The sequence below is a fragment of the Brevibacillus sp. MER 51 genome (assembly GCF_023714195.1).
Taxonomy (GTDB): domain Bacteria; phylum Bacillota; class Bacilli; order Brevibacillales; family Brevibacillaceae; genus Brevibacillus.
Window position 1 is genome coordinate 122,401 of sequence record NZ_JAMAUS010000006.1, and the last position, 22,258, is coordinate 144,658.

The following is a 22,258-nucleotide window of genomic DNA, read 5'->3' on the forward strand; positions in this document are numbered from 1 at the left end:
ATGGCACGTGTGGTGTTGGAGCAGGTAACGAAAGCCTTTCAGAATCAAAGCGTGGTCAAAGGATTGGATTTGGTCATTCCAGACGGCTCCTTTACGGTTCTGGTAGGTCCGTCCGGCTGTGGGAAATCAACCACACTCAGGATGATCGCTGGCTTGGAAACAGTGACGGACGGCAAAATCATAATCGGTGATCAAACGGTGAACCAATTGCCACCTGGCAAGCGTGATATTGCGATGGTTTTTCAAAATTACGCCCTCTACCCAACGATGAATGTGTACGACAATATCGCCTATGGATTGAGAAACCGAGGAACGTCGAAAAAGGAATGTCAGGTGCTGGTAGAGGAGATCGCGGAAATCGTCGGGCTATCCGATTATCTCAAGCGCAAGCCATCTCAGCTCTCCGGAGGTCAAAGGCAACGTGTCGCACTCGCGCGGGCCATGGTGAAAAAGCCAAAGGTCTTCCTGATGGACGAACCCCTCTCCAATCTCGATGCGAAGCTGCGAAATCAGATGCGTGTGGAATTGACCAGCCTGCACAAGCAGCTCGGCAGCACCTTCATCTACGTGACGCATGATCAGGTCGAGGCGATGACCATGGGCGATCAGATCGTCGTCATGAATGACGGACACATTATGCAAGTAGCGCCCCCGATGGATTTGTATCAGGAGCCGGAAAATCTGTTTGTTGCCCAATTTATCGGTTCTCCGCCGATGAACATTGTTTCTGCGGAGGGCAAGAGTGAACACGTATGGGGATTCCGCCCGGAAAAAGCAGTGCTGTTGCCTGCTGCTGTCCCAGCCATCACGAGCGAAGAGATGTGGAATACACGCGGTCAGGTCGTATCCAGAGAAATTCTCGGCTCAGACACGCTCCTTCACGTGGAGACGGAAAAAGGCAGGGTCATCGTCAAAGCGGACTCGGAGGTAGCGATGCAGGTCGGCTCCTCGGTCACGGTCACTGTACCGTGGGAGTACATCTATGTGTTCGAAAAAGGGAGCGGAAAACGAGTGGGTCGCATGAGTGGACGAGTGCCTGTATCGACACGCGCAGGAGGGGATAGCTGATGCGAAAAGCGGCAACTGTACAGGAGTTGCCGGGTGTAAGCCAGTCGAAAAAAGAAGTGCGTTCACAGGCATTTGCATGGTCTGACCTCGCATCCCGGCTGCGTCCGTACTTGTATCTGGCACCCGCATTGATTTGCTTTGCCCTGTTCTTCTTTTACCCGATTGGCTCGATCATTTATTTGAGCTTTCAGGACTGGTCATTGATCAATCTGGAGCAAATGGAATGGGTAGGCTTGCAAAACTATCAGGACTTGATGAAGGACGGAGATTTTCATCAAGTATTGGGAAATACCGCAGTCTTTACCATTGCGACAGTGGGGGTCGGCTTGACGCTATCTTTCTTGCTCGCCCTATGGCTGAACAAAAAGGCAAAGGTGTACGGCATTATTCAGGCGACTGTTTTCAGTCCTCACATCATTTCGCTGGTATCTGTCTCGATGCTGTGGATGTGGCTGATGGACCCGCAGTTTGGCCTGTTGAACGCAGGACTGGAAGCGGTCGGACTGCCTGCGTATACGTGGCTGACTGACCCGAAAAGCTCCTTGCTGTCACTGATTATCGTCAGCATTTGGAAAGGGGTCGGCTATAACACGCTCATTTTCATCGCAGGCTTGCAAAGCATTCCGGGCGATATATACGAGGCAGCAGCGCTCGATCAATCGCCATGGTGGCGGACGTTGAGACGGATTACGATACCGATGCTGTCACCGACGATTTTCTTTTTGCTCATTATCAATACGATCTCATCCTTCCAAGCGTTCGACACGATTGCCATTATGACACAGGGTGGTCCAATCAATAGTACGAACATGCTTGTCTACTACATTTACGAGCAAGGAATGGACTTCTACAATGGCGGGATTGCTTCGGCTGCCTCTGTCATTTTGCTGATACTGGTAGGGATTTTAACAGCTTTGCATTTCCTGGTGATGTCCAAGCGCGTGCATTATCGCTGATGAACTCATGAGAAAGGAGGAGGAGCATGTATCGAGTGGTTTTGGCTTCACGCAAGACCGTGGAATGGATTGGGCTTTTGATTGTGGCTTTCCTGTTTGTGTTCCCGTTTCTGTGGATGGCATCGACGGCTTTCAAAACGATGCCGGAGGTCCGGCAATTTCCCCCGACGCTTTTGCCTGAGACGTGGGAGTGGAGCAACTTCGCTCAAGCGTGGGAATCAGGTCCGTTCCTTATGTTTACGTGGAACAGCATTCTGGTTGCGGTAGGGATTTTGATCCTGCAATTTTTGACGGCGGTGCCTGCGGCTTACGCTTTTGCACGCTACAAGTTCCCCGGTCGCAATCTGTTGTTTGGTCTTGTCTTGATTGTCTTGATGATTCCGGGACAAGTCATCTTTTTGCCGATCTACGTGCAATTGAGCGGCTGGGGACTCGTCAACACGCTGTGGTCGCTGATCCTTCCGTACGCAGCCAGTGCTTTCGGAATCTTCCTGCTCAGGCAAGCATTCATGCAGGTGCCCGATGAAGTGATCGAGGCAGCACGTCTGGATAACGCGTCCGAATGGAAAATCATGTGGACGATCATGGTGCCGATGGCGAAGCCAGTACTGGTCACTTTCGGACTATTCAGCTTTATTTACCACTGGAACGACTATTTCTGGCCGCTGATTATGACCAACAGCGACGAGGTGCGCACCTTGCCGATCGGAATATCCAGCTTGCACATGTCCGACGGCGGAACCTTGTGGAACGTCATGATGGCGGGCAACATGATTCTCATTCTACCGATTCTCGTGATTTTCTTCGTGGCACAACGGCATATTATCAAAGCGTTCATCTATCAATCCAAATAATAAAAGAGAGCTCTTAGGGAGGAAATCAAACCATGTTTTCATTGAAAAAGACTGGAACGATTCTATGTGCATTGACTATCGGTTTGTCAGGAGTTTTGGCTGGTTGCGGATCATCGGGTAAAGATCAGTCTACTAGTACAGGAAGCTCTTCCCAGCCAGCAGCGTCTACAGCATCCAGCGGCCCTGTCCAAATTGATTTCTGGTATGCGTTGGGTGGCGTTCGAGGGAAAACAATTGAGGATATGGTCAAAAAATTCAATGAAACACATAAAGATATTATCGTCAAACCGGCCTACCAAGGTGCGTATCAAGAGAACCACTCCAAAGTACTGGCATCTGTGGCAGCAGGCAACAATCCAGATGTCACGATGGTCGAGATCGCTTCGATTGCGGCATTTGCGGATGCAAAAGTTTTGGAAGATTTGACGCCCTACTCCCAAGGAGATGAAAAGAAGTACATTCCAGGTCTCATGAAAAACTCTTATTGGGATGACAAACTGTACGCAGTGCCGTTTAACCGCTCCACTCCATTGCTGTACATCAACCGCGATATGTTAAAAGAAGCAGGACTTGATTCAAACGGTCCGAAAACATGGGATGAGCTGGTCAGCTTCTCGCAAAAGCTGAGCAAAAAAGAAGGAGACAAAATTACCCGGTACGGCTTCTCGACACCTGTTGATATCTGGTTCTACGAAGCGCTTGTTTTCCAAGGCGGGGGCAACATCCTGAGCGAGAACGGCAAGGAGCTGACGATCAACAACGAAGCAGGAAAAGCACCACTTGAGCTCTGGTCCAAAATGGTGAAGGAAGGCATCATGAAAAACCCTCCAGGAGAGAACTACAATGCGTGGGATGTAGCGGAGCAAGACTTCCTAAATCAAAAAGTGGGCATGATTTTTACCTCGACAGGTTCCTTGACGGAATTGAAGAAAAATGCCAAATTTGACATGGGTGCAGCTTTCTTGCCAGCCAATAAAACGTTTGGTACGCCAACGGGCGGTGCGAATCTCGTGATGCTGGCGAAGTCGACCGATGCAGAGAAAAAAGCAGCGTGGGAGTTCATGAAGTGGATGACCGATACTGAGCAGACAGTTCCGTGGTCCATCGCTTCCGGTTATATGCCTGTTACGACAGAAGCTATCGATTCGGCTGAAATGAAGGCATTCTATGAAAAAGAACCAAACTTCAAGGTAGCGGTAGATCAGTTGCAATACGGCTATCCTCGTCCGATGGCTCCAGGCTACAAGGAATTGCAGGATGTGATTCAAAAAGAACTGCAGCGTGCGATGCTTGGCCAAGCGACTGTAGATGAAGCGATGCAGGCGGCGACGGAAAAAGGCAGCAAGCTTTTGAAAAAATAACAGAAACGAAATGATAGAGGAGCTGGCGAAATGAACATTTGTATGGCACATCGCGGGTGGTCAGGCAAAGCCCCGGAGAATACAATGACAGCGATTCGACTGGCTTTGGCAGAGCCAGCTATCAAAGCAATGGAAATTGATGTTCAATTGACGCGTGACGGTGTTCCGGTACTGATTCATGACTTTACGCTGGAACGAACGACGAATGGCCGCGGTCTGGTCATGGATCATACCTTGGCAGAACTGCGTGAGTTGGATGCAGGGAGCTGGTTTGGCGACAAGTTTGCGGGCGAGCGAATCCCTACACTAGAGGAAGTGCTGATCGCCGTAAAAGGTCGCTGCATGTTAAATATCGAGTTGAAAGCAACAAGTGACATGTACCCGGGTATCGCGGAAAAGGTGCTCGCGCTTGTAGAAAAGCATGGAATGAAGCAAGAGGTGTGCCTGACTTCATTTGACCACGATTTGATTCGTCACGTTCGCACGCTCGATCAAGAAGTGCAGACAGGCCTGATTGTATATGGTCGCCCTGTACTCATGCTGGAACAGATGGAGGCAGCAGGTGCTACGATCCTCTCCATGGGTTATCCGTTCCTGAATAGAGAGCTAACTGCAGCCGCGATTGAAAAAGGCTACAAAGTCATCGCGTGGACGCTGGATGATCCGAAGCATATCCGCGAAGTTATTTCGTGGCATCCTCAGGTTCAAATTTGCACGAACCATCCTGACCGGATGTGGGAGTTTGTATAAGCACAAGCAGGAAAAAGCCGCCGAGCGACATGCAAGGCGGCTTTCCTTTTTTTCTTGTTTGGACTATATCTTGAATTTGCTTACATGAGATTGCAGTTCTTCGGCTATTCTTGCCAAAGAAGTAGCTGATGAACTGACTTCTTCCATAGCTGCCAGCTGTTCTTCTGTGGCGGCCGACACGCTTTGTGTTCCGTCAGCAGAATTCTCCGCTACTTCTTCAATGACAGTGACCAATTCTACCACCTGTTTGGTGCCAAAAGACATTTGCTCGGAATAAGCTTTTACTTCTTGAATTTGGCTTGCCACCTGCGTGACAGCATCCTGGATCTGTTCGAAGGACTTGCCTGCATTGTTAACGACCGTAAGTCCGGTAGCGACCTCTTTGGTGCCCTGTTCCATCGAAAGGACAGCCTGGTTTGATTCGAGCTGAATCGTCGTAATCAACAGTTTGATCTGTTGCGCGGATTGTGCGGACTGCTCAGCCAATTTGCGCACTTCGTCTGCCACAACGGCGAATCCCCGTCCCTGTTCACCAGCTCTCGCCGCTTCAATCGCTGCGTTTAACGCTAACAGATTTGTTTGTTCAGCTATGGCGGTGATGACTTGTACGATTTGTCCGATTTCCTGTGAGCTGTTTCCTAATCGTTTGACGATATCGGCAATGTTGCCGACCGTGTTCTCAATCGATTGCATTTGGCTGATAACGACCTGAAGGGCCTGATTGCCTTCCACTGCAATTTGGGAAGCCCCCAAAGCTGATTCGGCAGCTTGCTGTGCATTCGTGGCAACTTGCTGAGCCCCTGTCGATACGCCTTGAATTGCGGTGACACTTTCCTCTACACTCTTCACTTGTTTTTCCGCACCGTAAGCTACTTCCTGAATCGTTATGGCGATTTGCTCGGTAGCCTTGCTCGTATGGTCGGCGTTGACCGACAATTCCTCTGCGGAAGAAGCCAGATCTGAAGCTGTATCATTTACTTGTTGAATAATCGTTCGCAGGTTGAGCACCATTGTGTTTACTGATTGGGATAGCTGTCCAACCTCATCCTTGGTTCGAATTTGCAGGGGTTGTACAGTCAATTCACCCTCGGAAATGCGGTTAGCCACGGAGGCAACTGCCGCAATAGGACGTGAGATTTGTCGGGAAACAGCGTATGCGATTGCGGTCACGACAGCGACAACAACGATGACAATGATCCTAACCATGGTAGTAACGGATGAAACCGCAGACGTTATGGACTCGACAGGGATATGCAGATACAATCCAAAGTTGGTCTTGGGAATGGGGGAGTAGGTGACAACGTATTCCTTGCCGTTGTCCGAGTAGCTGTATGAGCCCTTTTCCGTTTTTCCTGATTTAAGGATTTCCATTAATGGTTGCGGCAGAGCGGATTCCTCAAGGGGTTTTCCGATCAGATCCTGGGTAGGATGGTACTGAATTTGATCCTTGTTATCAACGAGAATCGGATAACCATCGTTGCCTACTTTCAAATCTTTGAGAAAGGTAGCTGTGAAGTCATCTACATTGACGAGCCCGGTCAAGACACCGAGCTTCTCATTGTTTTTCGTTTTTACAGGGGAAGCGACGATGATAGAGCGATTACCGGTTGTCTTTGCAACAAGAACATCGGAGAAGCTGGGCTTGTCCTGCATACCGTCTTTGAAGAATTGACGCTCGCCAAGATTGATTCCAACGCTTTTGGGGAACGTATCAGCCGTTACTTTTCCATCGCTTGCGATAAACGTATTCCCGTCATACAGTTTCATTTCCTCGGTAAACTTGCGGATGAATTCGTTTTTTGCCGCGGAATCATCGGATTGAATATCCGAGGTGCGGGCTAAAATTTGAATTTCTGTCATACGCCGGTCCAGATATTGATCCATAGCTATGGCTGTACTGGAAGTAAGGTCAACATAGGATGATTTTTGTTTATCAATCAAAATGGATGAAAAGCTGTTCGTGATAAACAAAGAAACGGCAGTAAGTGGAATGACAGCCACGATGAGAAACCAAAGGATCATTTTGTTCCTGAGCTTGTTGAACAAAAACATAGGTTTTTCCACTCCTAATCCGTGAATGCAAAATAGAAACAGGTAGACTGCTGAGATTTACTCAGCAGTCTGACAAAATATTAATAGCCCATTGCAGCGCCTTCACCGCGAGGGTCAGCACCGCCAAATTTTACATTGGTTTGCGGGTCAATCAGGATTGCGCCGGACTGTCCCATCGCGTCGGTATAGGCTGCTTCCAGCTTTTCGACTGGATGCCCACGTTTAATGAGCTCGTCCAAGACTTCTTGAGGGATGCGGCTTTCCACCTTGAGATTGTTGGAAGCAGATCCCCAGTTGCGTCCATGCAGCCATCTTGGCGCTTCAATTGCGTCTTGCACGCTGAAACCAAAGTCTACAATACGCGTGACGAGAGCGGCTTGCGTTTGCGGCTGTCCTTCTCCCCCTTGTGTTCCGTAAAGGAGATAAGGCTTGTCCCCTTTGAAGAGCATCGCTGGGTTAATTGTGTGGAAGGTACGTTTGCCTGGTTCCAAGTGATTGATGTGTTTGGAATCCAAAGAGAAATAACTTCCGCGGTTTTGCAAAAGGACACCCGTATCTTTCGCTACGATGCCGGAACCCCAGTCAAAATAGTGACTCTGAATGATGGACACGGCGTTTCCATCTTTGTCGACGATCCCGAACCAGGTTGTATCGCCTTTTGGATCAAGCGGTTCTACGGATTTGGCTGCTTGCTTCATATCAATACGCGCAGCTAAATCTTTCCCGTGCTGCTTGGACAACAACTCATCTACAGGGATATCCGCAAAGGCTGGGTCAGTCAGCCATTTGTCGCGGTCAGCAAAAGCCTGTTTGGTAGCTTCCACAATCGTGTGATAGTAATCGGGTGTTCCTTCACCCATGCTCTTAAGGTCAAAGTTATTCAAAACATTAAGAATGGAGAGTGATGCCATGCCTTGGGAGTTAGGCGGAACGTTGTATGCTTTGTATCCGCGGTAGTCTACCGTAATAGGATCTGCCCAAGTGGAGGTATGCTTCTCAAAATCTTTCAACGTGAGCAATCCGCCGTTGGCTTGCATGTCTGCTACGATTTTTTTAGCAACTTCTCCTTTATAAAAACCGTCAGCGCCTTTTTTCGCAATGATTCGCAAAGTATTGGCAAGGTCCTTTTGTTTGAGAATTTCGCCTGCTGCATAAGGATCGCCGTTGGGCTTCAGGAATGTTTTACGGAATCCATCAAAACGTTGAAGATTCTTCAAGTCATTGTCAGTTGGATCTGTCGCGTATTTTGTCCAATACACTTGGTTGGGGGAGACTGGATATCCGTTCTCGGCGTATCCAATGGCAGGCTCCAGCAGTCTGTTCCATTGAAGCTTGCTGTTGCCCATTTTTTTATGGGCGTAGTTGTACGCCTCCCACCAGCCGGAGACAACTCCAGGGACAGTGTTTGCCGATTCATAACCGCGGGACGGGATTTTTTCGTAGCCTTTGCCTTTGTAATAGTCGATGGTTGCCTTTTCGCCTGCACGACCACTGCCGTTCAGTGCCTTCAGCTCTTTGGTTTTGGCATTGTAGATGAGCCAGAAGTTATCTCCGCCAATGGTTGTGTAATGAGGGTAGACAACAGCTAAGGTGGAAGCGGCTGTAATAGCAGCATCTACTGCGTTTCCACCGTCTTCCAATGTCTTCAGGGCCGCAGCCGTAGCCAGATAGTGGGGAGTCGTCACCATAGCGTTCGGTGACATCGATGTTGGACGGTTAGCAGCTTGTGCCCCAGAGAATGTTGATAGCCCGATGACAGCAGTCAGCGCGACGGTCGAGAGTTTCTTCAAGAATGACATTCCTATGAAACCTCCTTCATGATGAATAGAATAATGATTTCATTAAACCGGCTATCCGCTGTTGCCTCACCTCCTTTAAAAGTTAAAAATACACAAACATACAAAAATAGACAAAAATAGACATTGCGCGCGCAAAAAAAGACCAATGATATAGGATCATTGGTCTCGTCCTACATCAATACTTCGGTAGCTGGCAAGCGTGTCCGCTGTTGCGGAGGTAGCCCCTGTAGCTTTGCGTCGCCGGATTTCCCCGGGTATGCCGTTTCGATATCAATGGGTGAAGCATAAAATGACATGACACAAATAATGATTCGATCGTTGTGGGAAAATGTTCCTAAAAGTCCGTTTGCCAATAATATAGACTATTTACCATTTGTGGTAAATAAGAAAAAATATTTTAATCCAGAAAAATAGTCAGGAATGCTTATAGGAAAGGTTGTTTTTCGCATACATTCACACACCTCCTGGGGCAGAACTGCTTATGATGATAAAAAGGCACATTCGCCAAGGAGTGAAACAAAGACCATGATGCATCCCGATACAGAATTGCGTTATATCAACGATGAGATCGGGTACGGTGTGTTTGCGACAAGGTTTATCCCAAAAGGAACGATTGTATGGGCACAGGATGATTTGGACCAGGTATTGGACCCTGCATTTGTGGAAAGACTTGACTCATTACGAAAACAGGACGTACAAAAATATTCGTTTAAGAACCAGTTCGGAAAGTACATTCTTTGCTGGGATAAGGCAAGGTACGTGAACCACAGCTTTCATGCGAATTGTGTGCCGACCATGTATGATATGGAATTGGCAGCACGGGATATTTTACCGGGCGAAGAGCTGACCGATGATTACGGAACGTTAAATTTGGATGAACCTTTTGATTGTTTGCCCGAGTCTGACACGGACCGCTCCCGCGTAATGCCTGATGATTTGCTTCGGTATTACCCGCAGTGGGATCGGATTGCAGCGGAAGCATTCCAACGTTTCAATCATGTTGAACAGCCTTTGCTACATCTGATTTCCCCGAAGCATCTCGAAACGATTCGTGGAATCACGGAGCAGCGCTTAGCCATTGATTCTGTCGTTCACCTGTATTGCAGGTCACAATGGCAAACGAGGCAGCAATGGGAGACGTGAGCGGGTCGGTCAACGACCCGATTTTGTTGAACTCTGGGTAGAGAATCAGTATTATGGAATGTAAAGGTGAAGTGAAAGGTTGATTTCATTGGAAAACAAGGTAGCGGCATCCAATTTTATCCGCAATATCATGATTGATGACTTGCAAGAGGGCAAAGTAAAGGAAATCATTACCCGCTTTCCCCCAGAACCGAACGGGTATCTCCATATTGGACATGCAAAAGCGATCTGCCTCAACTTTGAGTTGGCTCGAGAATTCTCCGGCAAGGCCAACCTGCGTTTTGACGATACGAACCCGGTGAAGGAAGACATCGAATACGTAGAGGCCATCAAAAGGGACGTTCAATGGCTTGGCTTCGAATGGGACGGGTTGTTTTTTGCATCTGATTACTTTGAAGAGATGTACAACCGTGCGGTGCTGTTGATTAAAAAAGGTCTGGCTTACGTAGACGATCTTTCTCCAGAAGATATGCGGAAAATGCGCGGAACATGGACAGAGCCAGGCACAGATAGTCCGTTCCGCAGCCGGTCAGTGGAGGAAAACCTGGATCTGTTTGCACGTATGCGCCAAGGGGAATTCAAGGACGGAGAAAAGGTGCTTCGTGCGAAAATCGACATGGCTTCTCAAAACTTCAACATGCGTGATCCGGTTCTGTATCGGATCTCCCATGCAACGCATCACAACACAGGTGACAAATGGTGCATCTACCCGATGTACGACTTCGCTCATCCGTTGGAGGATGCCATTGAGGGCGTGACACATTCTCTGTGCTCACTGGAATTCGAAGATCATCGCCCGTTGTACGATTGGGTAGTCCGCGAGTGCGAAATGGAGAATGTGCCTCACCAGTACGAATTTGCCCGCTTGAACCTGACGAACACCGTTATGAGTAAACGCAAGCTGAAACAGCTTGTCGATGAGAATGTAGTAGACGGCTGGGATGACCCGCGCATGCCAACCATCGCAGGCTTCCGTCGTCGCGGCTATACACCGGAAGCAATTCGTACATTCGCCCGTGAAGTAGGGGTAGCGCGCGCGAACAGCACCGTTGACGAGAAAATGCTGGAGTACTTCATCCGCGAGGACTTGAAACTGAAGGCACCACGTACGATGGCTGTATTGAATCCATTGAAGGTCGTCATCACGAACTATCCGGAAGGACAAGTCGAGATGCTCGAAGCGGAGATCAACCCAGAGAACCCAGAGATGGGCAATCGTCAAATTCCGTTCTCCCGCGAAATCTACATTGAGCAGGACGATTTCATGGAAAACCCGCCGAGCAAGTATTTCCGCCTGTTCCCGGGAAATGAAGTGCGTCTGAAGCACGCGTACTTTATTAAATGCAATGACGTCGTGAAGGATGCAGACGGCAACGTGATCGAGATCCATTGCACCTATGACCCTGAGACGAAGAGCGGCAGCGGTTTTACTGGTCGCAAGGTAAAAGGGACGATTCACTGGGTGGATGCGACCAATGCAGTTCCTGCTGAATTCCGTTTGTACGAGCCATTGATTATGGATGATGAGGACGCAGAGGGTACATTCCTCGACAACGTTAACCCGAATTCATTGGAAGTGCTGCAAGGCTATGTGGAGCCAAATATGAAAGAAACCAAGCCACAAGACAAGTATCAATTTTTCCGTCATGGCTATTTCAATGTCGATCCGAAGCATACGACTGATGATAAGCTCGTATTCAACCGGATTGTATCGTTAAAGAGTTCCTTTGAACTGCCAAAAGCATAGGAAATACTCATATAAATCAAGCGCTGCTGTGCATGGAGATCCCGTGTGCAGCAGCGCTTTTTTCTTTCGTGATTATAAATCGGCGTGTATAATTATTCTGTTACAAAAAGGGGGACAGGCAGTGAACGGGAGAGCAGAACTAACACGTAGTTTGAAGTTGCGGCATATTGTCGTAATTGGACTGGGCTACATGGCCCCGATGGCCGTTTTTGACACCTTTGGCATTGTTTCTGGAGAAACGGGGGGGCACGTTCCTGCTGCTTATGCAGTCACACTTCTTGCGATCCTGTTTACGGCGGCAAGCTACGGTAAGATGGTACGGCTATTCCCTTCAGCAGGGACCGCGTATACGTATACGCAGCAAACGATTCATCCCTACGCAGGATTTTTGGTAGGCTGGGCATCCTTGCTGGATTATTTGTTTTTACCGATGATTAACGCCTTGTTGACGGGGGTATACCTATCATCCGTGTTTCCTGATGTGTCGACAGCGTGGTGGATTATTGGCTTCATTGTTTTGGTGACGGGGCTAAACGTATTTCGCGTAACCGTAACTGCATCCGTCAACTCGATTTTGGTGCTGTTTCAAGTCGTGGTCGTCTTGTTGTTTGCAGGATTGGCAATCCGTGGTCTTATGAATGGTGACGGTCTTGGGCAAGTATTCAATCTGCGACCATTTGTGTCACCGGATATGTCTGTCATTGCACTGCTTTCCGGTGCGTCGATTCTTTGCTTTTCCTTCCTGGGCTTTGATGCAGTAACCACACTCACAGAGGAAACCGTCGATGCGGAAAAGACGATTCCTCGCGGGATTATGCTCGTGGCACTCGCAGGAGGAGCGCTATTTATTACGGCATCTTATTTCATGCAATCATTATTTCCTGATGTTTCGGTATTGTCTGATCCAGAAGCGGCCTCTGCGGAGATTGCTCTGTTTATCGGTGGGACGATCTTTCAATTGGTGTTTTTGGCGGCGGCGTTGTCCTCTACACTCGCTTCCGGGCTTGTATCCGTCACGAGTGTCACGCGTTTGTTGTACGCAATGGGACGAGATGGATTTTTGCCGAAACGCTGGTTCGGTTATGTACATCCGAAGCTGAGAACGCCTTTGTTTAACGTCTTGCTGGTCGGAGCACTGATGCTGTTCGCTCTGTATTTGGATTTATTAACGGCAACTTCCTTTATTAACTTCGGTGCACTGATCGCCTTTAGCTTTGTGAACATCAGCGTAATGGCGTACTATTTCCGCAAACAAAAGAACAAGCCTATCAAAGATTGGTGGGGCTTCGTGCTGTCTCCACTCATCGGGACAACGTTCATCGCCTTTTTGTGGGTCAACCTGGAAGCAACGTCCATGATGCTCGGCTTGCTCTGGACCTTTGTCGGCCTGATCTATTTGTTGTATTTGGTGAAAGTCAAAAAAAGCAATTTGGAAATGCTGAAGTTTGAAGAGTAGAGGGGAGCGGCTGTAGTGGGGAAGAAGTGCATTTCCAGTCTTCGCTTCGGCCTACGCCCCGCAAGAGGGATTGACGCTCCTGAATAAATGGCGGGAGCGCTGGGCTCCAGAGGCGCTTGGACTGGAAATGCACTTCTTCTAACGTGGGATTTAAATCATATTTGAAAGTGGATTCAGGAGGGAGAGAACAATGATTCTCTCCCTTTTTTGTCTTTATCCTCCTGTTTCCTCCCCACCACTACAGCCAGAACAAAGGGGTTCTTCTAGACGATCAAGTAAAGAGAGAGTAAACTGGCTACAGGAATATTCCAAACATTAACGCTTGACACAAGGAGGGTTTATTCTGATGCTTTCGACTCTATTCCGGCGGAAATGGACGACAGTAGATTACGTTCTGATTGTCGTCACTGCCGCGCTCTACGCTGTTGCCATTATTATGCTTGCCAATATCAAGCTCATTCCTTCCGTCCCGATCCGTCCAGCCAATGCCCTTCAGCCCGTATTTGGCATGTTATTCGGCCTGCCGGGATGCATTGGCCTTGCCTTTGGAAATATGGTCAGTGATTTGTTAACCGGAAGCGCCCCGCCTCATGCGATCGCGGTCGGTTTCTTTTCTAATTTTATGGGAGGCTTTATCGGGTTGCTCGCTGTGAGTCACCCTGCACTGAAAACAAAGCGGAGCATCCTTCAATACATCGTGTTTGTTGTCATTATCAGCTCGATTGTGGTAGCGTGCGCGATTTTGATTAACGTGGCACTGGGTCTGACACCAAAAGAAGTGGCGGTCTGGTACATCCCAACCGTGTTCTTGAACCAAGCCATTTCAACGGCGATTCTGGGGCCAATCCTCTTGAAGCTGTTGTACCCATTTGTGAAACGCTCTGGACTATACCGGGGCCGTCCCTTGCAGGAATTCAACTATCTTGGAAATGAAAGCAGGATCGCAAGGTGAAAACAGAACCATTGCTGCAAGTAAACGGAGTCTATTGGCACTATGAAGAGGGAGCAATGCCTGCGTTAGCGGACATTCATCTGGCGCTCTATCCAGGGGAAGTGGTTGGCGTTGTCGGGCCTGCTGCCGCAGGGAAAACGACGCTGCTATTGACGATGTCGGGTCTGATTCCGTCCAACTACGGCGGACACTTCGTGGGGAGTGTCGAGTCCAAAAGCGAGCAAGGCATCGTCTTTCAAGACCCGGAAACCCAGTTCATCGGGCTGACCGTCGAAGAGGAGCTTGCTTTCTCGCTTGAGAATGCCGGTTGGTCGGACGAGCGAATGGAAAAAAGAATGGAAGAAGTACTCGATCTGATCGGCTTGCACGGCTTTGCTAATCGTTCGCCTCTTGAGCTGTCGGGGGGAGAAAAGCAGCGGGTCGCAATTGCATCCGCTCTTGCCCACAGTCCGAAGGTGCTCATTTTGGATGAGCCTACTTCCGAGCTGGACCCGGTGGGAGCGCGGGAGGTCTTCTCGCTCCTTTCACGGCTGAAGCAGGAAAAAGAAATGACGATTGTGGTATCGTCCCATGCAACGGAAGAGCTCGCGGCCTTTTGCGACCGAATGATTCTGATTGCCGGGGGGAAAATCGTATTGGACCAGCCGACTCGCCAATTTTTTGCCCAAGTGGACATGTTGGACGAGCATGGTATATTGGTCCCGGACGTCATCCGACTCTACCACCAGCTATGTCAGGGAGGCGTCATGTCGGCCTCCTCTGCTGGTGTGCCTCTGACTGTTGAGGAGCTGGCACTCCACTACAAGGAAGGAAAGCTCGTTCGGGAGGGAAGCCTGTGACTGCCGTCATTGAATTCGATGAGGTCTGGTATGGCTATGAAAAAGAAAAGCCGGTGCTGCATGGCGTTTCGCTCCAACTAAAACAGGGAGAGTTCGTCGCGATCATCGGGGGAAATGGTTCCGGTAAAACGACGTTGGCCAAGCATTGTAACGGTTTATACAAACCGACACAGGGTACCGTCAAAGTGAATGGTCTTGATACCAAGACGATGAATGTTGCCCAACTATCAAGAGTCGTGGCGTATTGCTATCAAAATCCTGATCATCAAATCTTTCATTCGACCATCAAGGCGGAGGTAGCATTTGGGCCCAAAAACATGGGCTGGCCGTCTGAAAAGATTGAGCAAGCTGTCGCGGAGGCGTTGGCAGCAGTGGGGTTATCCGACAAAGGCGAAGAAGAGCCTCATTTTTCGAGCAAAGGCACGCGGCAAAAAATTGCGGTGGCTTCGATCTTGGCGATGAAGCCGCAAGTGATCGTACTGGACGAGCCTACGACCGGTCTCGATTACCGAGGGATGCAGGAAATGATGGAGCTGGTAAGGCATTTACACGCGGAAGGCCATACCATTATCGTCATCACGCATGATATGCGTCTGGTAGCGGAGTACGCCCAGCGAGTGATCGTTATGCATAAAGGAAAGCTGCTATGCGACGGGGACCCACAGCACGTATTTTCGCAGCCGCAAGTATTAGCTGTTGCCCAAGTAGAAGCGCCTGCCATGTATCGTTTCGGGAAAGCGGTAGGTGTCCTTGACCCGATTCCACTCACGCTGACAGCGATGAAAAAACAGCTGCTGGGAGAGGGGAGCTAAGATGAAGAATGCCCATCCGAGCTACGCGCTGCTTGTATTTATGCTGCTGGGCTTGCTCCCTTTTTTATTCCAGGACCCGCGCGCGCTTATCATTCTGTTGGCGATAAACATGGCACTGATTGCCAAGCTGGGCTGGGAGCGCTCCATGATCAAGGTGTATGTATTGGTTGGTGGAATCGGTTCGTGCTTTGCTGTGATTACGTGGCTGCCGTTTACCAATGCAGGCACTCCGTACTGGAGCAGCACGATTCCGTTGATCCACTATCCCGTGCAAATTACGGATGTCGGTGTCTTATGGGCATTGGGAATGGGACTACGATTGGCAAATGTAGCACTCTTGTCCATGTATTATATGTTTACGACAACGCCCAGAGAAATCGCAATGGGACTTCGCGGGATTGGCGTTCCATTTCCGATCAGCTATTTGCTCTCGCTCATTTTTCGCTTTATCCCCCTCGTCAAAAATGATTTGGCGATCATTCGGGAAGCGCAGATGGTACGAGGGATGTCGACGAGCGAAGGAAGTGTTCCAGAACGCATCAGGAAGTACAGCTATTTGCTCGTACCGCTCATCTTCAATTCTCTCAAGCGTGTGCAATTGATCGCCAATGCATTGGATGCCAAAGGCTTTCGCATGCGTAACAGTCAGCATCGTTTTTACCGCAGTAAACGGTGGAGAAAAACGGAAGTAATCACACTAGTAGCCGGTGTATGCATCGTCGCCGCACTATTTTACATCGCCAGGTTACATCCCGATCATATTGGCGTACTAATTCCGGGGCGTATTTAGTAAGGAGGCACGCAAAATGAACGAAGAATTGTTCTCGCAAGTCAATCGTTTGCAGGTAGAAGAGGGCACGCTGGAGTACGGCGTCACGGGAAAGCCAGATGCACCTGCCCTGCTGCTTTTGCATGGCATTCGCAACACCAAGCTACTGTTTGCGCCCATCTTGCCAGCATTGGCAGAGCGATATCGGGTGATTGCGGTAGATATCCGTGGTCACGGGAATTCTGTGAGCCATGGTTCCTTTTCATTTGAGCGGATCGTTACGGATTTGATTCAACTTTTGGAGAAAGAACAGCTCGAACAAGTCACGATTGTCGCAGCATCCTTTTCTGCTGTCCCTGCCCAGATGCTTGCGATTCGCGAGCCCAAGCGCGTAGCTTCGATCGTTTTGCTGGATGGAGGCTATTATTCCTTGGGTGAAGTGCCCGGATTCAATAGGGAGAAGGTTGTCGAGAGGCTGATTACCACGCGGTTTTCTTCCGTAGAGGAAGCAGAAAGGCAGTTCGCAGAACGGTATGGTACGAAAATGATGCCAAAGGGCTGGATGCGAGACGAGCTTTTGAAAAGGGAAGACGGCAGCTACGGTTACCGTTTGCCGAGGGAAGCGTTCTCTGCTTACTTCCAGGAGTACAGCGTCCACAGCCAGCCGGAATTGTTCCAACTGCTGACATGCCCTGTGCTTTTACTACTGGCTGACGACAGCCTAATGTCAAAAGAAGAGCAGCAGTTTCATCGTCAGGCAGTCGTCCATTATCAACGGATTGTGAAGCAGGCCAAGGTGAAAATGATACCGAAAGCACAACACTTGCTGATGGTGACGCATCCGCAAGAGACCGTGAACGAAATCCATGATTTTTTATCGAAATAAGGAAGGGACAAGCGAGTGTGCTTGTCCCTTTTTCTTTGTTTACCGCTTCGCTTCACGAATGAGCACGTTCAACTGTTCTGCCATGGCTTGCTGATTCTTTTGATCTCTTATGTGCTTTTTCACCGTTTCTAGCGCTTTGATGCCTTTTTTTGAGCTCACGAACTTCACGGGTGTATCCGTTCCATAGATTCGCTCGATTTGGGTGCGAGCTTGTGCAAATGTGTTCCGATGATCGCTCGTACCCAATGTCCCTGAGGTTCCGCTCCCTGATTTTGTCCGGGCATCATCGTGCCCGCGACTGGAGCTTCCAGAGTAATTGCTGATGAGATGGGACTGCATCGGGTCCATTTGATTGATTGATTGTGCATTGGCAGTAGAAGGTGCCAAATAGATCGCATCATTTACAATCAATGCCTGGACGCCGTGAACGCCCGCTGCTTTCAGTTGGGCTTCCAGCTTTGTAGAAGGACCACCCGTGTGCAGGTGTGAGCTGCCCATGGAGCTGTAGAGAGCATTGCCCATACCGCTATACGTATGACCGTGTGCATTTGTCGTGAGTTTCTTATCGCGATCCACGCTTGGAATTACCGTAGCGCCTTTTGGAGCTTGCGCAACGGACTGTGTCCGTGCTGGCGTGTGTGGCTGTGGCTTCGTAGGCGGAGCGGCTTGATTCATACAAGCTGTCAGTAAAAGTACAGTTCCTAATCCTGCGGTTCCAACCCATTTGTGGAAGTGCTTCATCACGATCCCTCCAAGTCTTCCTACCTATGTAAAGTTATCTTTTGTTCGCTGCCTGAAGTTATGAGTGGAGCTTGTTGGAAAAATTTCCGCTACCACGATTATCTTGGGGAAAAAATGCACAAACCAAAGGAAGGAAATCACTGGAGGTGGTAGACTTGGCAGATTCAAACAACGTGAAGGAGCAGCCAGTATCCCGAAGGAACTTCTTGAAAAACTCTGGCTTGGTGCTTGGTAGCTTGGTCGTGGGTGGCGTGGCAGGGAGCTTGCTCCGCAAACCGGAACCCCCGGCGCAGCCAGCAACACCGCCCCCCGCAGCCGATTACAATCAGGCGCTCATGTTTTTTACGCCTGAACAATTCAAGGTGGCGGATGCTGCTTGTGAGCGCATTTTTCCTGAGGATGAGCTGGGGCCGGGGGCGAAGGCACTCGGTGCAGCTTATTTCATTGACCACCAGCTAGCGGGTGATTGGGGCTTTAATGCTCGAGAATACATGCAAGCTCCCTTTTATCCAGGTGAGATTACACAGGGCTATCAAGGCAGGTTGAAACGAAGGGAAATATTCGATATCGGCCTTCAAGAGATGAACAACTACAGTAACAGTACCCACGGAAAACGGTTTTATGAGCTCCCGCCGGAACAGCAAGACGCTGTTTTAAAGGCTTTTGAAACGGATGAAGTAAAATTGACGACCATTTCGGCGAGCACTTTTTTCAACATGCTGCGGGCCAGTACGATCGAAGGCGTTTATGCAGACCCTCTATACGGAGGCAATAAAAATATGGACGGCTGGAAAATGAAGAATTTCCCAGGCAATCAGATGGCGTATACACAGGTGATTGACAAGCCTGAGTTTGTGAAGATGGCTCCCTTAAGCTTGCGGGATCATCAACATTAAGGGAGGACAGTAGATATGGCCAAAAAGTTGCCTAAGGTTGACGTCGTGATCGTAGGGGTGGGCTGGGGAGGAGGCATTATCGCTTCTGAGCTAACCAAGCAAGGTCTGACCGTAGTGGGACTAGAGCGAGGCAAGGAGCGCAAAACGGAAGACTACTTCATGGTACACGACGAATTGCGTTACGCTCTTCGCTACGAGTTGATGCAAGATTTGTCCAAGGAAACGATTACGTTCCGCAGTAGAATGAACGTTCGTGCGCTTCCCATGCGGTCATACGGTTCCTTTTTGCTCGGGACAGGACTCGGGGGATCTGGTGTCCACTGGAACGGACAGACATTCCGCTTCTTGCCGTATGATTTCGAAATCCGCTCCAAGACGATTGAACGGTATGGGGCAAAGAAAATTCCAGAGGGAATGACAATCCAGGATTGGGGCATTACCTACGATCAACTGGAGCCGTACTTCGATAAGTTTGAAAAGATGGCGGGAATCGCTGGCGAGGAGAATCCGTTGGGGGGGAAACGCTCCAGTCCTTATCCGATACCTCCGATGCGTACTACACCGAGTATGAAAATGTTTGCGGATGCGGCGAAAAAGAAAAACCTGCATCCATACATCCTTCCATCTGCAAATCTCTCGCAAGCCTATACGAATCCAGACGGGGTGGCACGGGCAGCTTGTCAGTACTGCGGCTTCTGTGAAAGGTTTGGTTGTGAGTACGGAGCAAAAGCCGATCCCGTAGTGACCGTGATCCCGGTAGCCAAGAAGACAGGGAAGTTTGAGATTCGCACGCATTCCCATGTCCGCAGAATTTTACATACAGGGAACAAGGCGACAGGCGTCTTGTATACAGATGTCACGACAGGGGAGGAATTCGAACAGCCCGCCGATATAGTGGTGATGACCAGCTATGTATTCAATAACACGCGAATTTTGCTCATGTCCAAGCTGGGAAAACCATATGATCCAGCAACGGGAAAAGGCGTGATCGGTAAAAACTACGCCTATCAGGTCATAAGAGGAGGCGCGGTGGGCTTCTTCGACGACAAGGAGTTTAACAATTATGCAGGCGCAGGATCGTTGGGAATGTGTCTGGATGACTACAACGGTGATAACTTCGATCACTCCGATTTGAAATTTATCCATGGCGCGAATATCTCTGTCACACAAACCGGCTTCCGACCAATCGGCACGAATAAGGTACCGCCGGGAACGCCTAGCTGGGGCAAGGATTTCAAGGTTGCCTCGATCAAATACGCGAATCGGTTCATATCCGTAGGCGCCCAAGGAGCTTCGATGCCATTTCAACAGCACTTCCTTGATCTGGACCCGACGTACAAGGATGCATTTGGTGATCCGTTGATCCGCATTACGTATGATTTCGTCGACCAGGACAGAGAGCTGGCGGCTTTTTGTGCAGATAAGTGCGCGGAAATTGTCAAAGAAATGGGTGCGAGCGATAAGCTCGAAATCAACCGTAAGCTCGGGCCGTACGATATCACACCATACCAATCGACGCATAATACAGGCGGCGTCATCATGGGCGCATCACCTGACACTTCGGCAGTCAACAACTATTTGCAGATGTGGGATGCAGAAAACGTATTTGTCGTCGGAGCTTCTGCCTTTGCACACAATAGCGGCTACAATCCGACTGGAACGATGGGTGCTCTCTCCTATCGAGCGGCAGAGGGTATTTTGAAGTACAGGAAAAGCGCGGGTGGCATGCTCGTATAAGCTGTTTTTCTAGTCATGCAAAACGTAATTGCAACTATGAGAAAAGTCGTTGGGGCAACTAACGGCTTTTTCGCGTACATTTGAAAAAGTTCATTTGCATGATTGCGAATGTCTACGAGCACCACAAGCGAAAAGTACTGGTATAATGCTGGTTTCTCATGTTGGCATGCTCCTTGCTATATTCTTTGGTAACAGCACAAACCAAAGGGAGAGACAATCAATGACGACAAACAAGTGGAAGATGGACACCTCCATTATTCATACCGCACAAACGCCTTGCCAAAAAACAGGAGCTGTCGTATCCGCAGTGGTGCCTGCCGTGGCCTATGCGTTTCCAGATGCAGACTCCGCCGCAGCGTGCGTGGCTGGCGAGCGGGAAGGAACGTACTACGGAAGATATGGCAACCCTACCATTACCACTTTGGAACAAAAGATAGCCGCATTGGAAAATGGCGAAGCTGCCTTGGGTGTAAGCAGTGGGATGGCAGCCATTTCGGGGGCATTGCTCGCCTTTTTGAAGCAGGGTGATCATGTGGTGTGTACGCGAGATGTGTACGGGGGGAGCTACAAGTTTCTTACGACCATGGCCCCGCGTTATGGCATTGCGACGGACTTCGTCGATTGCACCGATTTGCACGCAGTCGAGAGTGCCTTTTTGCCAAACACAAAAGTCTTGTACATCGAAACACCCTCGAACCCGTGCCTGACTGTTTTGGATATCTCGGAGCTGTCCCGATTGGCGCACGCACATGGCATTGTGGTAATCGTCGACAACACCTTCTTAACGCCGTATTTGCAGAGACCGCTTGAGCTGGGGGCGGATGTCGTCGTCCATAGCGCCACCAAATATTTAAACGGACATGGCGATGTCATCGCGGGCTTCATCGTCGGGAAGCAGGAGCATATCCAATTCATGCGCAAAAATGTCATGGGTGACTTGGGACAAAATTTGAATGCTTGGGATGCTTTTTTAATCCTGCGTGGGCTAAAGACACTCGGCTTGCGCGTCAGACAGCATGGACAAAACGCGCAGGCAGTGGCGGAGTTTTTGGCGCAGCACCCTGCGATCTCGCACGTTTACTACCCTGGTCTGCCTTTGCATCCACAGCATGAGCTGGCTAAACGGCAAATGGCTGGAATGGGCGGGATCGTTTCCTTTGAAGTAAAGGGCGGCTACGAGGCAGCCAAATCTTTCATTAACGCTCTGCGCTTGGCTATGATATCGTTTAGTTTAGGAGATCCCGAGACACTGGTACAGCATCCTGCCTCGATGACCCATTCCTCGATCCCTGCCTCTGAGCGGATCAAGTTCAACATCACGGACGGTCTGATTCGCTTATCGACTGGATTGGAGGATGTGGAGGATATCATAGCAGATTTGGAGCAGGCGCTGGCTAGTCTGCCAATGGCGGCAGCGACCAGGGGATAAAGGAACGTGAA

19 protein-coding genes and 1 riboswitch are annotated in these 22,258 nt (G+C 49.4%); of the genes, 16 read left to right on the forward strand and 3 right to left on the reverse strand.

Features of this window, described 5'->3' with window-relative positions:
• Genes M3630_RS14680 through M3630_RS14700 form a run of 5 tightly spaced genes read left to right on the forward strand, consistent with a single transcriptional unit; the run spans position 1 to position 4,989 of the window.
• The gene (locus M3630_RS14680) at positions 1 to 1,068 is read left to right on the forward strand and encodes an ABC transporter ATP-binding protein (RefSeq protein WP_251252572.1); all 1,068 of its coding nucleotides are present in this window, start codon (positions 1 to 3) and stop codon (positions 1,066 to 1,068) included.
• Entirely contained in the window at positions 1,068 to 2,024 is a 957-nt protein-coding gene (locus M3630_RS14685) for a carbohydrate ABC transporter permease (protein WP_173610382.1), read from the forward strand. The genes M3630_RS14680 and M3630_RS14685 overlap by 1 nt, the downstream gene beginning before the upstream one ends.
• Before the next feature lie 26 nt (positions 2,025 to 2,050).
• Positions 2,051 to 2,878 (forward strand): carbohydrate ABC transporter permease, encoded by an 828-nt coding sequence (locus M3630_RS14690; protein WP_106654859.1) that lies wholly within the window; start codon positions 2,051 to 2,053, stop codon positions 2,876 to 2,878.
• Positions 2,879 to 2,910: 32 nt separating this feature from the next.
• On the forward strand, positions 2,911 to 4,239 hold the full coding sequence (locus tag M3630_RS14695; protein WP_251252573.1) for an ABC transporter substrate-binding protein: 1,329 nt from the start codon (positions 2,911 to 2,913) through the stop codon (positions 4,237 to 4,239).
• Positions 4,240 to 4,269: 30 nt separating this feature from the next.
• Positions 4,270 to 4,989: a glycerophosphodiester phosphodiesterase gene (locus M3630_RS14700; protein ID WP_251252574.1), complete on the forward strand. Its 720-nt coding sequence runs from the start codon at positions 4,270 to 4,272 to the stop codon at positions 4,987 to 4,989.
• Between the two features lie 63 nt (positions 4,990 to 5,052).
• Here M3630_RS14700 and M3630_RS14705 read toward each other — a convergent pair whose 3' ends face one another.
• Both M3630_RS14705 and ggt read right to left on the reverse strand, forming a co-directional pair.
• The gene (locus tag M3630_RS14705; protein WP_173610386.1) at positions 5,053 to 7,041 is read right to left on the reverse strand and encodes a methyl-accepting chemotaxis protein; all 1,989 of its coding nucleotides are present in this window, start codon (positions 7,039 to 7,041) and stop codon (positions 5,053 to 5,055) included.
• Between the two features lie 80 nt (positions 7,042 to 7,121).
• The gene (gene ggt / locus M3630_RS14710) at positions 7,122 to 8,840 is read right to left on the reverse strand and encodes a gamma-glutamyltransferase (RefSeq protein WP_173610387.1); all 1,719 of its coding nucleotides are present in this window, start codon (positions 8,838 to 8,840) and stop codon (positions 7,122 to 7,124) included.
• Positions 8,841 to 9,022: 182 nt separating this feature from the next.
• Positions 9,023 to 9,111: riboswitch (cyclic di-GMP riboswitch) on the reverse strand.
• Between the two features lie 254 nt (positions 9,112 to 9,365).
• Between ggt and M3630_RS14715 the strand changes: the two genes are divergently transcribed.
• The 8 genes from M3630_RS14715 to M3630_RS14750 all read left to right on the forward strand — a co-directional run bounded on the left by M3630_RS14715 (position 9,366) and on the right by M3630_RS14750 (position 17,444).
• A complete protein-coding gene (locus M3630_RS14715; RefSeq protein WP_251252575.1) occupies positions 9,366 to 9,983 on the forward strand; it encodes an SET domain-containing protein in 618 nt (205 codons plus the stop codon).
• A 79-nt stretch (positions 9,984 to 10,062) separates the two neighbouring features.
• Positions 10,063 to 11,730, forward strand: a complete 1,668-nt coding sequence (locus M3630_RS14720) for a glutamine--tRNA ligase/YqeY domain fusion protein (protein ID WP_232773892.1) — start codon at positions 10,063 to 10,065, stop codon at positions 11,728 to 11,730.
• A 121-nt stretch (positions 11,731 to 11,851) separates the two neighbouring features.
• The gene (locus M3630_RS14725) at positions 11,852 to 13,186 is read left to right on the forward strand and encodes an APC family permease (RefSeq protein ID WP_251252576.1); all 1,335 of its coding nucleotides are present in this window, start codon (positions 11,852 to 11,854) and stop codon (positions 13,184 to 13,186) included.
• Positions 13,187 to 13,532: 346 nt separating this feature from the next.
• The gene (locus M3630_RS14730) at positions 13,533 to 14,138 is read left to right on the forward strand and encodes a QueT transporter family protein (RefSeq protein WP_221867321.1); all 606 of its coding nucleotides are present in this window, start codon (positions 13,533 to 13,535) and stop codon (positions 14,136 to 14,138) included.
• Entirely contained in the window at positions 14,135 to 14,977 is an 843-nt protein-coding gene (locus tag M3630_RS14735; protein WP_251252577.1) for an energy-coupling factor ABC transporter ATP-binding protein, read from the forward strand. Before M3630_RS14730 ends, M3630_RS14735 begins: the two co-directional genes overlap by 4 nt.
• The gene (locus M3630_RS14740; protein WP_251252578.1) at positions 14,974 to 15,789 is read left to right on the forward strand and encodes an energy-coupling factor ABC transporter ATP-binding protein; all 816 of its coding nucleotides are present in this window, start codon (positions 14,974 to 14,976) and stop codon (positions 15,787 to 15,789) included. The genes M3630_RS14735 and M3630_RS14740 overlap by 4 nt, the downstream gene beginning before the upstream one ends.
• Position 15,790: 1 nt before the next feature.
• A complete protein-coding gene (locus M3630_RS14745; protein ID WP_251252579.1) occupies positions 15,791 to 16,579 on the forward strand; it encodes an energy-coupling factor transporter transmembrane component T in 789 nt (262 codons plus the stop codon).
• A gap of 16 nt (positions 16,580 to 16,595) precedes the next feature.
• Complete coding sequence (locus tag M3630_RS14750; protein WP_251252580.1) at positions 16,596 to 17,444, forward strand: alpha/beta fold hydrolase; 849 nt, start codon at positions 16,596 to 16,598, stop codon at positions 17,442 to 17,444.
• 39 nt (positions 17,445 to 17,483) lie between these two features.
• On the opposite strand, the gene M3630_RS14755 is transcribed toward M3630_RS14750, so the two are convergent.
• Positions 17,484 to 18,185, reverse strand: a complete 702-nt coding sequence (locus tag M3630_RS14755) for a hypothetical protein (RefSeq protein ID WP_251252581.1) — start codon at positions 18,183 to 18,185, stop codon at positions 17,484 to 17,486.
• Between the two features lie 155 nt (positions 18,186 to 18,340).
• Here M3630_RS14755 and M3630_RS14760 point away from each other — a divergent pair, with 155 nt between their 5' ends.
• The 3 genes from M3630_RS14760 (at position 18,341) to M3630_RS14770 (ending at position 22,247) form a co-directional block, all read left to right on the forward strand.
• Positions 18,341 to 19,081 carry a gluconate 2-dehydrogenase subunit 3 family protein gene (locus M3630_RS14760; RefSeq protein ID WP_251252582.1) on the forward strand — a complete coding sequence of 247 codons (741 nt, stop codon included), beginning with the start codon at positions 18,341 to 18,343 and terminating at the stop codon, positions 19,079 to 19,081.
• Positions 19,082 to 19,096: 15 nt separating this feature from the next.
• Positions 19,097 to 20,818: a GMC family oxidoreductase gene (locus M3630_RS14765; protein ID WP_251252583.1), complete on the forward strand. Its 1,722-nt coding sequence runs from the start codon at positions 19,097 to 19,099 to the stop codon at positions 20,816 to 20,818.
• A 220-nt stretch (positions 20,819 to 21,038) separates the two neighbouring features.
• Positions 21,039 to 22,247, forward strand: a complete 1,209-nt coding sequence (locus M3630_RS14770) for a trans-sulfuration enzyme family protein (protein ID WP_251252584.1) — start codon at positions 21,039 to 21,041, stop codon at positions 22,245 to 22,247.
• The last annotated feature ends 11 nt before the right edge of the window (positions 22,248 to 22,258 follow it).